At 60.6% G+C, this 12,714-nt stretch carries 12 protein-coding genes and 7 tRNA genes; 13 read left to right on the top strand and 6 right to left on the bottom strand.

The features are described from left to right. Positions 1 to 31: 31 nt before the first annotated feature. Both N7568_RS20930 and N7568_RS20925 read right to left on the bottom strand, forming a co-directional pair. On the bottom strand, positions 32 to 934 hold the full coding sequence (locus N7568_RS20930; RefSeq protein ID WP_261611683.1) for a cytochrome: 903 nt from the start codon (positions 932 to 934) through the stop codon (positions 32 to 34). 312 nt (positions 935 to 1,246) lie between these two features. Then, positions 1,247 to 1,504: a hypothetical protein gene (locus tag N7568_RS20925; protein ID WP_261611682.1), complete on the bottom strand. Its 258-nt coding sequence runs from the start codon at positions 1,502 to 1,504 to the stop codon at positions 1,247 to 1,249. Positions 1,505 to 1,601: 97 nt separating this feature from the next. On the opposite strand from N7568_RS20925, the gene N7568_RS20920 reads away from it, so the two are divergent. Together N7568_RS20920 and N7568_RS20915 are read left to right on the top strand one after the other, a co-directional pair. Next, entirely contained in the window at positions 1,602 to 3,623 is a 2,022-nt protein-coding gene (locus tag N7568_RS20920; RefSeq protein ID WP_261611681.1) for an alpha/beta hydrolase family protein, read from the top strand. After that, positions 3,620 to 4,138 carry a hypothetical protein gene (locus N7568_RS20915; RefSeq protein ID WP_261611680.1) on the top strand — a complete coding sequence of 173 codons (519 nt, stop codon included), beginning with the start codon at positions 3,620 to 3,622 and terminating at the stop codon, positions 4,136 to 4,138. The genes N7568_RS20920 and N7568_RS20915 overlap by 4 nt, the downstream gene beginning before the upstream one ends. A gap of 240 nt (positions 4,139 to 4,378) precedes the next feature. On the opposite strand, the gene N7568_RS20910 is transcribed toward N7568_RS20915, so the two are convergent. The 3 genes from N7568_RS20910 to N7568_RS20900 all read right to left on the bottom strand — a co-directional run bounded on the left by N7568_RS20910 (position 4,379) and on the right by N7568_RS20900 (position 5,742). Next, a complete protein-coding gene (locus tag N7568_RS20910; protein WP_261611679.1) occupies positions 4,379 to 4,543 on the bottom strand; it encodes a hypothetical protein in 165 nt (54 codons plus the stop codon). A gap of 565 nt (positions 4,544 to 5,108) precedes the next feature. Further along, positions 5,109 to 5,327, bottom strand: a complete 219-nt coding sequence (locus tag N7568_RS20905) for a helix-turn-helix domain-containing protein (RefSeq protein WP_261611678.1) — start codon at positions 5,325 to 5,327, stop codon at positions 5,109 to 5,111. Positions 5,328 to 5,667: 340 nt separating this feature from the next. Further along, positions 5,668 to 5,742, bottom strand: a tRNA-Val gene (locus N7568_RS20900). 249 nt (positions 5,743 to 5,991) lie between these two features. Between N7568_RS20900 and N7568_RS20895 the strand changes: the two genes are divergently transcribed. The 9 genes from N7568_RS20895 (at position 5,992) to N7568_RS20855 (ending at position 9,979) form a co-directional block, all read left to right on the top strand. Then, a tRNA-Gly gene (locus N7568_RS20895) sits at positions 5,992 to 6,064 on the top strand. A gap of 46 nt (positions 6,065 to 6,110) precedes the next feature. Beyond that, a tRNA-Cys gene (locus tag N7568_RS20890) sits at positions 6,111 to 6,181 on the top strand. Positions 6,182 to 6,220: 39 nt separating this feature from the next. After that, positions 6,221 to 6,295 (top strand) — tRNA-Val (locus N7568_RS20885). 57 nt (positions 6,296 to 6,352) lie between these two features. Beyond that, positions 6,353 to 6,425 (top strand) — tRNA-Gly (locus tag N7568_RS20880). A gap of 33 nt (positions 6,426 to 6,458) precedes the next feature. Continuing rightward, a tRNA-Val gene (locus N7568_RS20875) sits at positions 6,459 to 6,533 on the top strand. Between the two features lie 57 nt (positions 6,534 to 6,590). After that, positions 6,591 to 6,666 (top strand) — tRNA-Gly (locus N7568_RS20870). Positions 6,667 to 6,845: 179 nt separating this feature from the next. Next, complete coding sequence (locus N7568_RS20865) at positions 6,846 to 8,300, top strand: amino acid permease (RefSeq protein ID WP_261611677.1); 1,455 nt, start codon at positions 6,846 to 6,848, stop codon at positions 8,298 to 8,300. A gap of 95 nt (positions 8,301 to 8,395) precedes the next feature. Continuing rightward, positions 8,396 to 8,629, top strand: a complete 234-nt coding sequence (locus tag N7568_RS20860) for an antitoxin (protein WP_089594572.1) — start codon at positions 8,396 to 8,398, stop codon at positions 8,627 to 8,629. A gap of 132 nt (positions 8,630 to 8,761) precedes the next feature. Then, positions 8,762 to 9,979: a benzoate/H(+) symporter BenE family transporter gene (locus N7568_RS20855; RefSeq protein WP_261611676.1), complete on the top strand. Its 1,218-nt coding sequence runs from the start codon at positions 8,762 to 8,764 to the stop codon at positions 9,977 to 9,979. A 1-nt stretch (position 9,980) separates the two neighbouring features. Here the strand turns inward: N7568_RS20855 and zapE are convergent, their stop codons facing one another. Next, positions 9,981 to 11,021, bottom strand: a complete 1,041-nt coding sequence (gene zapE / locus N7568_RS20850; RefSeq protein ID WP_261611675.1) for a cell division protein ZapE — start codon at positions 11,019 to 11,021, stop codon at positions 9,981 to 9,983. 209 nt (positions 11,022 to 11,230) lie between these two features. On the opposite strand from zapE, the gene N7568_RS20845 reads away from it, so the two are divergent. Both N7568_RS20845 and N7568_RS20840 read left to right on the top strand, forming a co-directional pair. Further along, positions 11,231 to 12,157, top strand: coding sequence for a sulfurtransferase (locus N7568_RS20845; RefSeq protein WP_261611674.1), 927 nt, complete (start codon positions 11,231 to 11,233; stop codon positions 12,155 to 12,157). A gap of 75 nt (positions 12,158 to 12,232) precedes the next feature. Beyond that, a complete protein-coding gene (locus N7568_RS20840) occupies positions 12,233 to 12,691 on the top strand; it encodes a SufE family protein (RefSeq protein WP_261611673.1) in 459 nt (152 codons plus the stop codon). Positions 12,692 to 12,714 lie beyond the last annotated feature (23 nt).

Below are 12,714 nucleotides of genomic sequence, written 5' to 3'. Positions count from 1 at the left end.
TCGTCAACCTCGGATCCGGGTGTTGCGGAGCCTAAGCCAGTTTAGTTGAGGTCATGGCACTGCCGCTGTTCGAGGGTGCAGCACCGGCTGAAGCGAACACGGGCGGGGCAACCGGCAGCAGTGCTTGTCCCGCTGCGGTGACGTCAGCCGACATTTCCCAAACCCGCCTCAGAGCGCAGAACTTCCACCAGTGATGCTTAAGGATCTCCGGGTTGGCACGCTGTGGACGGACTTCCGTCTCACCGATGGCCACAGCCAGCAGCATGGGGTTGTCCCCGTACTTCCAGGGTTCCCATTCGCCGGCGATGGGATCCACCAGGCTTTCCTCGGCCTTCATTCCAGCCGCCAACTGCATGACCACTTTGTCGTCCAGCGCCTTGACGGTGCCGTCCCGCGTGGTTCCTTTGGTCTTGTAGTCAATCAAGCAGATACGCCCATTGATCCGGGCCACGAGGTCCAGGGTCCCGGCGTAGCCCACTGTCTTGTTCCAGACAGTGATCTCCGGCGCCAGCGGCTCTACACGGTAGAGCTCCCACCATTCGTCAAAACGGGCGGCAAAAGCCTGCTCGCCATTGGCCGCGAGGTCGTCCCGGCATTCCTGCAGGCGATGCGGACGCCCCAAGGCACGCAAGGCAACCTGCTCGCAGTAAGTGTGCACGCGGTCGCCTCGCGCTGCCGCCGCATCTCTATAGACTTCTGCGGCTTTGGAGGCTTTGTTGATTGCCTGGCGGGTTTTTGCCGGGCTTCCAAGGATGGCAGGCAGGTCTGGATCCGCCGCCAGGCTGCTCGCGCCCATGTAACTGAACCAACCGTCCAAGGCGTGAGCCTGTTGACCGATCACCGTGGTGATGGATGGCACGGAAAATTGCTCTGTGGTGGAGCGGGCGTACATCCGGCCGTATTCAGTAGCGTGGGCAAGCAGTGGAGCAGTCATATAAAGACTTTGTCATACAGGGCCGACAGAATTCTCCGGCGGGAAGATCATTGCGAGTTGCTCCGGGGACAGTCTGGCCAGCTTCGCCGCAAGGATTGGAGCCGTCACCTCCAGCTCCCCAGAGGGCAGCCCAGGGTCAAGAGCGCTCCAAGGCACATCAGCTTCATCATCTTCACGCATGTGGAGAAAGTGCTCCGATGAAGCGTTTCGTGACGCGAAATACCCATCGGGGTTGTCGAATGCCGTGCAATTGCTGCCCCGCCATGCGCCCTATCCGCAATCGACACTCAGGTGAACGGGACGGTGAAAGGCTCAGTCGCCGGACATCACTGCTTCCAGCACGGCCTGAAACGCCGGGCCGACGCGGATCGACAATTTTCCGTCCTCAGACACCGAGGTCAGTTGCTCATACCCGGCGCCGCTGCTCCAGTACATGTGTGGGCTCACAGGACCAGGAGCATCGCTGCAGCCAATGGCAGTGAACCGCACCATGCCTTCAAGCACCATCACAAGACTCGTAGCTATGAGTGAGAATTTGGACGCCACAGCCAAACCGGTACCTCGCGCCATACACCATACTAAAGTCGGCCGGCGTAATGAACTCCCAACCGCAAAAACACTGGTTATGCTAATCGCTGGATTTATTGTTCTGGGTTTGGGGGCAGGCATGGGAATTGCTTTTGATGACGGCGCAGCCGACGCGCTGATCAGTGCCGCGAACTCCGCCGACGAACTCCTGCGTGCCGAGGGAGGCTTCCTGCATGGGGCCGTGGAACAGGCAGTGCAGGACTTCAACGGCGGCCACGGGCGCCTGTTCAAGGACGCCTGCGGCATCAGGTCCGATGATCGCGGCAAGCTGGCAGGTGTCCTCGCGGTTCTGGCCGAGGACGTCGGCGAGGCCAAGCACAGGGCCCGGCAAGAGAAAGCCCGGCAAAAGAACATGGAAGCCTGGCAGCAACGCGACAACATCCGCAAACAGCACCTGCTCTCCGGGAACATCGCCGAAGCATCCGCAACCGTCGCCACCATGGTCCTGGACCCGATGCCCGAGAGCACGCCGGTCCCTGCACCGGCTATTTCAGCGGTGTTTTCGCCGCGGGACCGGCCCCGGTTCGCCGGCGGACCAGGAACCGGAACCACCTCGGCTGACCCGGGCAAGCTGCGCGGCTTCGCGTCGATGTCCCGGACGGCCACGAACACCTTGAACTCACACTTTGTCGCAGTCCGGAACGCCTGGAGCGGCTTCACAGCATCCTGTTCCTGGGTGAACATCGAGACTGAATCGTTTGTTGCTGGTTTTGAGCGGTTGCTCGCCGCCAACGCAGCAGACGCCGATTGGATAGAGCAGGTCGCCACCGCATTCGAAACAGCCGGCAGCGGCGCCGTGGCGGACAGCATGCTCAACGGGCTCTTCATCCAGTACGCAGCACCAAACCAAGTGGGTTTGAACGACATCGGAACCATGAGTGCAGCGCAACTGAAGGTTTGGCTCGGTAATGGTGGCACCGCCCGGCTGCGGGAACTCCTGACCCAACCAGGACTGGACCCCGTAGCCACAGCCACGTGGTGGTCTGGCCTCGGCCACACCGTCGAGCCTGCCACCGGGAAAGTCACCGTCGGTGAAGAACAGCACCTTCTGATCGATGCACTTCCGGACGTTATTGGGAACCTGAACGGTGTCACCGCGTCCGCCCGGGACCTTGCCAACCGCAAAAAGTTGCTGCAGATGCACGACTACTTGAAGAAGTACCGCGACGAGCACGGCGGAGAAGTTGATGAAGGCTCCCAGGAAGGCATGGTCAACAAAATCTGGGACACGCTCTACGACACCAATGGCGACCCCAAAGTTGCCGACGTCGATGACGAGTCATCGGCTTTTCAACTCGTAAGCTTCGTTCCCTTTGGACTGCGGCAAGGATCAGAGACCGGATATGGCGCGTCGATTTCCGTCGGGGACCTCGACGCCGCCAAGAACGTCACCTACCAGGTCCCCGGGTTGAATACCACCGTTGGCCATGACATGTCCTCCAAAACCAAGCAGGCCAAGGATCAAAGAGTCGATCAACGTGAACTTGCTGTCCCTCATGGAATTGACCCGGACCGTCTTGCTGTCGTTGCCTGGATTGGCGTTGAACCAGCCAAGGACCTCGGTGTGTTCAGCAACGATCAGGCAAAAGTCGTGGGGGCTGCCCTTCGCAACGACGTGACTGGGTTCAACGCTGTTCATGACAGCCTCGGCAACGCAGCCATGACAACAGCCGTTGGGCACTCCATGGGTTCCCTCGGGGCCATGGAGGCAGCAAACCCGGGGCTACCGGTCGATAACCTCGTTCTCGTCGGGGACGTTGGGGCCCCTGATAACGTGACCTCCGTGAAAGATCTCCACCTGAACCCCGGCGGCACCGTTTACCGGGGAACCTACACCGTGGACTACACAGCAGTGATCGGGCATGGTGCTGGCTCGTACCGCAAATACACCACCGACCCAGGGTTCGGGGCCGTCACCTTCGGCACGGACGGCTCCACAGCACCGGATGGCACCATCGAGCACCCCACGAAGACCCATGATGGACAAACTGGAGGCGAGAACGGCATCTACGGATACTTCGACAGGAGAACCGAGTCAAGCATTAACCAAGCCAAGATCTCTCTCGGTCTGCACGATCAACTCACGAATGCGAAACGATGACCACCAAACTCCACCCCGTTTACAGACGTGTCCTTCCCGCCGCAGCCATCATTCTTCTCACCCTTGCAGGGTGCGGGACCACGACGACCACCAATCCTCCTACCAGCACTGCGGAGCAGACCATGGGATCAGAACAAGCCCGCAAGGAATATCTCGACCTCTTCACCAAGATTCAAGCCCACGCCCCGGGCGACTGGTCAAAGGTCACGCCAGACAAACCCGGAGGGGTCTGTGATGGCCCTCTCGGCACTGAAGGCACCCAAGTCTCTTTCGATGCCACCCGAAGCCCGCTGAGCCGGGAAGAAATGGACGCTCTCCACGACAAGGTCAAGGCTGAGTTCGAAACCACAGGGTTCACCGTCAAGCAACACACCGACGGAGGCGAGAACTTTGTCAGAAGAACCGACGTGTTCGGCCCCGAAAAGTTCGTCATGGGACTCACCACAGGCAAATACGGCATCGCCCTCGGAGGGAACACCCGTTGTTTTTCCGACCCGGAAGGCAAATTCCGGTAGGAAACGATGACGACCCTGCACCGCCGCCGGTACTGGCGCGTACTTTCTACGGGTACCGTCTTGCTGCTGCTTGTGTCCGGATGCGCCGCTGGGTCTTCGGGTAGGAGTGCTGTAACAGCCCCATCACCCTCTCAAACCGCAGCGAGCAACATGCTTCCCGATGACGGGAAGGGCGTCACCACGACCCCGGAAGCAGCCAGAACGGAGTTCTTCGGACTCCTCGATGAGATCCAGGCCTTGTCACCAGGCGACTGGGTGATCGAGGACGTACCGGCCGGTGGCTACTGCAACTACCAGGGAACCGGAAACGGCAAATCGTTCGCTGGTGCGCGGACCATGGGACCCCTCAGCACCACCGAGCGCGAGACACTCAGGCAAAGAGTCCAGCAGTTTTATGTATCCCATGGGTACAGCGTGAAGACCTTCGATCAATCAACGACCACAAACAAGCTCATCATGACCAACGGGGGACTGCCCCACTGCTGGAGTAGGTGCGCATGGACTTTTGTCAGGAACGGCTCGCAGACGGCCATTGGGTTGATGGAACGCTGGGGGTGGTCCCCCGAAAGACTGGACTGGCTCTTGGCCGGCACTCGGGCTGGGTACGCTTTAGAAGTGCCGAGATCCCCCACAACACGGCCACCATCTTCTGAGCTGAGACGGGTCCTACCGACGTCGAAAGACAGTGCAGCCTGCCCCTTGGTGAAGTTCCACCGCCAATGACGCTGACGCTCGCGATCGAGAGGCTCCATGTTTCTTCGGCAGACGACACAGAGGAGCTATGAGCTATGCGCCTCTAGCCCATCAAAGCGGTCAACATAACAATGCAGGAGGTATGGCTTTCCTCATGGAGTCCCAGCAATCAGCGTTTCCGAAACCAATCTGTGTGGAGGTCTCATCGACGGCCACAAATGGCAGCCCCCTAACTTTTCAGACCCAATAAGTTCTTCCGCACGCCTGTGCCATCAGACTACGTATCACCAGCAGCAAAGAGATCGCGGAGCGTCTGCTCGCTTACGCGAACGGTCCGGCCCTTACGGTAGGGGTGGAAGGTCTCTAGCTCACCGGAATCCACCATCCGGCGGACGGTCTTCAGGCTGACGCACAGGCGTTCAGCAACATCGGGAAGGGAATAAGCGCGGAGAACATCATCGGCACGTGCAGGACGAGAAATGGTTTTGGTCGACAAGAAAAATTCCCAGGCAGCAGAAGCCACCCGCACCCTGCGACTCATCTGCGCTTCACGGCTTCCTATCGGGACCTTACGATTCTGAGATTCGATGCTCAGTGGATCCCGAGGGCTCTCTTGTATGTCCTTAAAGTACCCAGTGTCATCTCCTGACACAAACGTATTCGTCGTGGTACCCACCGTAGTACCGGAGTGGTGTCCCCGTGGTATTGGGACCAATAGGTAGGCATCATCCTGCCGAGCAGGATTCAAGGACCTCGTTCGCGAGTCCCACGCAGGTACCGGAGTGGAGGAAATGCCTCAGAAACCCAGAAACCCCCGGAATTTCGGGGGTTTCTCTTGGTGGGCGATACTGGGTTCGAACCAGTGACCTCTTCGGTGTGAACGAAGCGCGCTACCACTGCGCCAATCGCCCGGGTGCATAGAAAACACTAACCGACCCCGGCCTGATTGCAAAACCGGTCAGCACCGCCATGACCGCATGGAACTACAGCAATGGAATTACAACAGTGAAACTCGCCGCAGACCGCGTAATGACAAGGATCCAGCGGCCTCCGAAACCAAATCCCCACCGTCGATTTGGAGTTTGCAACAACCTCCTATAGAGTTTTTACTCGTCGGAAAGCGACGGAAAGCCTGCAGGGCTGGCCGTCAAAACCACACTGCGGACGTAGCTCAGCTGGTAGAGCACCACCTTGCCAAGGTGGATGTCGCGAGTTCGAATCTCGTCGTCCGCTCGCAAGGCACTGTCAAGGCAAGAATTCCTCGGAATCCTGCTTACACGGTGGGTTGGCCGAGAGGCGAGGCAGCGGCCTGCAAAGCCGTATACACGGGTTCGAATCCCGTACCCACCTCGGTGAAAACCATGTCTTCCAGCAGTTGGCTGGATGCATGGGCGATTGGCGCAGCGGTAGCGCGCTTCCCTGACACGGAAGAGGTCACTGGTTCGATCCCAGTATCGCCCACCAGAACAAGGCAACTTGTTTGTTGTTGACCGCCAGGCATCAGCCCGGCAGACAGCATGTGCGGACGTAGCTCAGCTGGTAGAGCACCACCTTGCCAAGGTGGATGTCGCGAGTTCGAATCTCGTCGTCCGCTCTCCTTTTGAAGGACATAGAAGGACCCGGAAACGGGCGATTGGCGCAGCGGTAGCGCGCTTCCCTGACACGGAAGAGGTCACTGGTTCGATCCCAGTATCGCCCACCAGAACAAGGCAACTTGTTTGTTGTTGACCGCCAGGCATCAGCCCGGCAGACAGCATGTGCGGACGTAGCTCAGCTGGTAGAGCACCACCTTGCCAAGGTGGATGTCGCGAGTTCGAATCTCGTCGTCCGCTCCAGATTAAAGAAAGCAGCTCCTCGGAGCTGCTTTTTTTATGCCCGCATGCAGCTAATACTCCATTCATCAATTGAAGTAACTGATACCCCTCAGAAGAATTCGCTTTATCTAATGTGATTCGGCTCGCATAATGTACTGCGAGCTCATCACCGTTCCACGCCAACTGGCAGGAGTACCCCCATGAACCAACAGACGGCTTCCAAGTCCGTCCTGAGGCGCAAGCCCATCGACGATATCGAGGAAGAAAACAAGCACAGCGGACTCTTCAAGAGTCTGGGCCTGTGGCAGCTGACCGCCATAGGCGTCGGCGGAATTATCGGCGTCGGAATCTTTTCGCTGGCGGGCCTCGTAGCCCACGGCAGTGAGGGGACCCCGGGCGTAGGCCCTGCCGTGCTCATTTCCTTCCTGATCGCCGGCCTGGCCTCCGGCGCTGCGGCACTTTCCTATGCCGAATTCGCCGGCATGATCCCCCGTGCCGGCTCGGCCTACACCTACGGCTACGTCGCCCTCGGCGAGATCATTGGCTGGTTCATTGGCTGGGATCTCCTGCTTGAGTACATCGCCATCGTGGCTGTGGTTGCCATCGGCATCTCCGGCTACTTCGACGCGTTCCTCTCGGGCATCGGAATCCATATGCCCACATGGATGACCTCCACCGCAGATGAGGGCAAGGGCGGCATCATCAACCTCCCCGCCATCCTCGTCTGCCTCCTGGTCACTTGGATCCTCAGCCGGGGCACAAAGGCATTCGGCCGGTTCGAACTTGTAGCGGTGGCCATCAAGGTCATTCTGATCCTGTTCATCATCGGACTCGGCATTTTCTACGTCAACGCCGAGAACTACAACCCGTTCATGCCCAGCGGTTTCGGTCCGGTCATCGCCGGCGCCGCAACCGTCTTCTTCGCAGTCTTCGGCTATGACGCCATGAGCACAGCGGCCGAAGAAGCGAAGGACGGCAAGAAGCACATGCCCAAGGCCATCATCCTGTCCTTGATCATCGCCATGCTCCTGTACGTAGCTGCCACGCTGGTCTTGACCGGCATGCAGAACTACAAGGACATCAACCCCACGGCTGGCTTCGCGTCGGCGTTCCAGGGGGTTGGACTGCCCGTCATTGCCACCATCATCTCGGTGTTCGCGGTGCTTTCCATCCTGACCGTCATGCTGACCTTCCTGTTGGGCGTCACGCGCGTGTGGTTCTCCATGAGCCGCGACGGCCTGCTGCCCGGTTGGTTCGCCAAGACGGACCGGCACGGCACGCCACAGCGCGTCACATGGATCGCCGGCGTTGCCTCGGCGTTCCTTGCCGGAGTCTTCCCCATCAAGGAAGTGGCCGACCTGACCAACATCGGCATCCTGGCTGCTTTCGTGGTGGTTTGTGTTTCCGTGATTGTCTTCCGCTACACCAAGCCCAACGCTCCGCGTACCTTCCGCCTGCCGCTCATGCCGGTGGTTCCCGCCTTCGGCGTCCTTGCTTCGGCATTCCTCATGTTCCAACTGCACTGGGAAACCTGGTTGCGTTTCGGAGTGTGGCTGGTCATCGGGCTGGTGATCTACTTCGCCTACGGCCGAAGGCACTCGCTGATGAACCCGGACAGCCCGCGCCATAAGGTGGAAAGTAAGCCATTGGCGTAGTTTGTTCACAGCCCCGCCCCGAACCCTTGGCACCCATAACATCTGGTGTTAGGGTCGGACGCGGAGGAGCGAACTGGCTCCGCGATGGAAGGGAGGTGCCCGTGGGTTTAATTGACGACCTGAAGGGCAAGGCTCAGGGTCTCATTCAAGGCAACGAAGAAGCCATCAAGAATGGCATCGAAAAAGCCGGGGATTTTGTGGACAACAAGACGGGCGGCAAGTATGCCGGCCACGTCGACAAGGTCCAGAATGCCGCTTCCGACTTCGTGGCCAAGAACGACGGCCAGCCTGGACAGGCTCCCGTCACGGATGAGCCGAAGCAGCCATAGCTGCCTGAGCCGCCGTACCAGATACGTCAAGGGGGCACCGGTCCCGCCGAGAGGCGCCACCGGTGCCCTTGGCGTTTAACGGGACGGCACCGGTCGCAAGGTTCCGCCCCTGGGTCGGGTATTTTGGATCCCATGCCTTCCGTCTCTCCGCCAGCCACCCAAAGCCGTGCCACCCGGGAGACGCTGGGACCACCGATCACAGCAGGAATTGTCACCGCCTTGGTCGGCTTCACATCGTCGTTCGCTGTTGTCCTTGCAGGTTTGCAGTCTGTGGGGGCAAATCAGGCACAAGCATCCAGTGGCTTGCTGGTGCTGACCCTCACCTTTGGCCTGGGCATCCTGTGGCTGTCGTGGCGGTCCAGGATGCCAGTCACCCTTGCGTGGTCAACGCCCGGCGCGGCACTGCTCGCCTCCGCTGGAATGGTCGACGGCGGCTGGCCGGCCGCGGTGGGTGCGTTTCTGATCGTCGGCGTGCTGATCGTCCTGACTGGCCTGCTTCCCGTCCTGGGCCGGCTCATGGCGATGATCCCCACCGCACTGGCGCAAGCAATGCTTGCCGGGGTACTGCTCCCCCTGTGCCTGGCGCCCTTCAAGTCGCTGGGCTCGGCTCCCCTGTTCATCGCACCAGTGGTGTTGTGCTGGGTGGTCCTGATGAAATTCGCACCACGCTGGTCGGTTCCGGCGTCACTGCTGGTCGCGTTGGCCGTCATCGGCATCCACATTGTGTCCAACGGCGTTCACGTGCCTGGCCAGAGCCTTCTGCCCAGGCTGGAATGGACCACGCCTGCGTTCTCCATGGAAGCCGCCATAGGCCTTGCCCTGCCCTTGTTCATCGTCACCATGGCGTCGCAGAACATTCCCGGCGTCGCAGTATTGAAGTCATTTGGGTACACCACGCCATGGCGGTCATCCATGCTGGTCACTGGCGCGGGAACCATAGTCGGCGCACCCTTCGGAGGCCATGCAATCAACCTGGCCGCACTCAGCGCGGCGCTGGCCGCGGGTGAGGAGGCGGGCAAGGACCATGGCAGGCGCTGGATCGCAGCTTTCGTCTCCGGCTTCGCCTACCTGCTCCTTGCAGCCGCCTCCGCCGCGCTTGTTACCTTGGTAGCTGCGGCCCCGCCCGGACTTCTTGAGGCCGTGGCCGGTCTCGCACTCCTGGGGACCTTAGCCGCGTCAATATCCTCCGCGCTGGCCGTCACCGAAGAACGTATTCCGGCGTGCATCACATTCCTGCTGGCAGCATCGGGACTCAGCTTCGCCGGTGTAGGCGCTGCTTTCTGGGCTCTGGCTGGAGGTATCCTGGTTCGCTGGATGCTGAAGAGCAGGGAGCCCCTTCAGAAGGCCTGAATCAGGCAGGTTCGTGGTTTTGGGCCTCGCGGGCCAGTGCGGTCAGCCTGGACACAGCGCGGAAGTACTTCTTCGTATAGCCGCCGGTCATCATTTCTTCGGTAAAGAGCTTATCGAAAGGGACGCCGCTGGCCAGGATGGGCACGTCCTTGTCGTAAAGCCTGTCGGCCAACACCACGAAGCGGAGGGCGACCGCCTGTTCGGTAATGGTTTCCACGTCGCTCCACACCACTGCTTCCACACCCGAGATGAGCTGCCGGTAACGGCTGGGGTGGACGGCGGCCAAGTGGTTGACGAGCGTGCCGAAATCATCCACAGCCACCGTCTTGCCGTCGAATTCTGCCTTCATGCGGTGCTTGAGCTCTTCGGTTTTGAGGGGTGCCGGGGCAGCCGGCAAGCCACGGTGGCGGAAGTCCTCACCGTCGATCCTCACGACATCGAACTGGTCGGCCAGGACCTGGATCTCGCGCTGGAAGTCGACGGCCGCAAAACGCCCTTCACCCAGCGAGCCGGGCAACGTGTTGGACGTGGCAGCGAGCTTGACGCCGGCGTCGGCCAATTCACGCATGAGGCGGGACATCAGCACGGTGTCGCCGGGATCGTCCAGTTCGAATTCGTCGATGCACACCAGTTTGTAGCTGCTGAGAGCCTCCACGGTTTTACGGAATGACAGCGCCCCAACGAGGTTGGTGTATTCAACGAATGTGCCGAAAGCCTTTGGCCCTGGCGACCTGTGCCACAACGAGGCCAGGAGGTGGGTTTTGCCCACACCAAAGCCGCCGTCAAGGTATATTCCTGCCCTCGTGGCGGGCGCCTTCTTGGCAAACAGCTTCTTGAAGATTCCGCCGCCGTCATCGGAGCCCACACCATCGGCAAAGGCAGACAGGAGCTTCACAGCATTGGCTTGGCTGGGCTGCGTAGGATCGGGCCGGTAGCTGTCGAACGATACCTCTCCGAATCGCGGAGACGGGTAGAAACCCTTGAGGAGTTCCTCCACGGAGACTGCCGGTGTGCGGGCAGCCAGTTGTTCGATCTGTACCACGGTGGTCCGTTCCTTCGGTATTAGGTCCCCAGCAAGAATACCGGCATCGGAGGGCACGGAACGGACACGTGACCAAGCCCATATTTCACCGTATGACCACAGGGAAGCATTCCTGGCGACCCGTGGTTAGTGTTGGGAGCACGCCGGGCTGGCACCTGCACCATCCTCCACGGCCTGGCTCCGTCCGTTGTCAGTGAAAGGCCATCACCATGTCCTACCCCGTTGAACAGAACGAAAAGTTCGCTTCGTACGCGAACCCTGAACGCCTCGTGTCCACCGAATGGCTCGCGGCAGCACTTGCAGACGGCGCCATTGCCGACGGCAAGCTGGTTGTCGTGGAGTCCGATGAAGACGTCCTCCTCTACGAGACCGGCCACATCCCGGGCGCCGTCAAGATCGACTGGCACACCGACCTGAATGACGAAGTCACCCGCGACTACGTGGATGGCGCAGCATTCGCCGCCCTCGCCGCCTCCAAGGGCATCTCCCGTGACAGCACCGTGGTGATTTACGGTGACAAGTCCAACTGGTGGGCTGCCTACGCCCTCTGGGTCTTTACTCTCTTCGGCCACGAGGACGTCCGTCTCCTGGACGGCGGCCGCGACAAGTGGATCGCCGAAGGCCGCGAGCTGACCACCGAGGTATCGAAGCCCACAGCCGCCGAGTACCCGGAAGTAGAGCGCAACGACGCTCCCATCCGTGCGTTCAAGGAAGATGTCCTGGCGCACCTGGGAAACCCCCTGATCGATGTCCGCTCCCCCGAGGAATACACGGGACAGCGTACCCACATGCCTGCCTACCCCGAAGAGGGCGCACTCCGTGGCGGCCACATCCCCACGGCCGCATCCATTCCGTGGGCCCGCGCAGCTGCAGAAGACGGTACCTACCGCAGCCGCGAGGAACTCGAAGCCCTGTACCTGGGTGAGGCCGGGCTCGCAGCCGGCGATGACGTCGTGGCCTACTGCCGGATCGGCGAACGCTCCAGCCACACCTGGTTCGCCCTGAAGTACCTCCTGGGCTTCGACACCGTCCGCAACTACGACGGATCCTGGACCGAGTGGGGCAACGCCGTGCGCGTTCCCATCGTCAAGGGTGCCGAGCGCGGTTCCGTTCCAGCTGCCTTCGCAAGCAACTAGTTCGGTCGTTCGGGCCCCTCGTAGTGTTCCTGCACACAAGATGCATTCGACGCCGTAGTGCGTAAGCTGGAAGAGATGAGTACGTACACTTTGCCCACCGCGCTGGCGGAAATCGTCGATGACTTCCAGGCACTGACGGAGCCTGACCGTCTGCAGCTCCTGCTGGAGTTCTCCAGGGGCCTTCCGGAGCTTCCGGAGCGCCTGAAGGACCACCCTGAGTTGCTGGAGCAGGTTGTGGAATGCCAGTCCCCGCTGTTCCTCACGATCGAGTCGGAGAAGAATCCTGACGGTGCGCGCGCCTACCGGCTCTTCTTCAAGGCTCCCCAGGAGGCGCCGACCACCCGCGGCTTTGCCGGCGTCCTGCACGAGGGCCTCGACGGACTCACCGCCGAAGAAATCCTTGCTGTTCCGGACGACATGCCCGAACTGCTGGGCCTGACGCGGGCCATCACTCCCCTTCGTATGCGCGGAATGACTGCCATGCTCGGCCGCATCAAGCGCAAAGTTGCAGCCGCAAGCCGGCTGGAACACTGAGCCGACTGGAACACTGAAAGGCA

Origin of the sequence: Paenarthrobacter aurescens (genome assembly GCF_025421775.1) — a bacterium.
Classification (GTDB): Bacteria; Actinomycetota; Actinomycetes; order Actinomycetales; family Micrococcaceae; genus Arthrobacter; species Arthrobacter aurescens_B.
The sequence above is the reverse complement of the archived record's forward strand: the minus strand, read 5'-3'. Positions and strand labels throughout refer to the sequence as shown.